The organism is Thalassospira alkalitolerans (genome assembly GCF_002115745.1).
In the GTDB taxonomy this organism is placed as follows: domain Bacteria; phylum Pseudomonadota; class Alphaproteobacteria; order Rhodospirillales; family Thalassospiraceae; genus Thalassospira; species Thalassospira alkalitolerans.
In genome coordinates this window covers 1-425 of the sequence record NZ_JFKB01000062.1, presented here as the reverse complement: position 1 = coordinate 425, position 425 = coordinate 1, and the positions used below count along the sequence as shown (strand labels likewise).

The 425-nt window shown below is 51.3% G+C and carries 1 protein-coding gene; it reads left to right on the top strand.

Features of this window, described 5'->3' with window-relative positions; genetic code table 11:
• Positions 1–425, top strand: a 425-nt coding sequence (locus TALK_RS22195) for an Ig-like domain-containing protein (RefSeq protein ID WP_169715099.1), incomplete at both ends; no start/stop codon positions are given.

Genomic DNA, 425 nt, shown 5'->3' with positions numbered 1-425 from the left:
TGGCACCGACACAGCATCTGTATCTGACACCCTGACCGTTGATGTCACTGGTGTATCCGATGGTGCAATTCTTAATGTGTCTGATGCCAGCGGCTTGGAAGACAGTGCTGTCGCACTTGATATCGATACAGCCCTGCTTGATGACAGTGAAAGCCTCCAAATCACCATAACCGACGTACCTGACGGGGCAATATTGTCGACCGGTACTGACAATGGTGACGGAACATGGTCTCTAACACCTGATCAACTCGAAGGACTGACCATTACGCCGCCAACTGATTTCAGCGGTGAAATTGGTTTGACCGTTCTGGTCTCGTCAGCTGACGGGAATGATACTGCCGTCGTAATGGCAGAACTTACTGTTGATGTTGCAGCAGTAGCTGATGCTCCGACCCTGGACGTTACCAATGCCACTGGCACCGAAG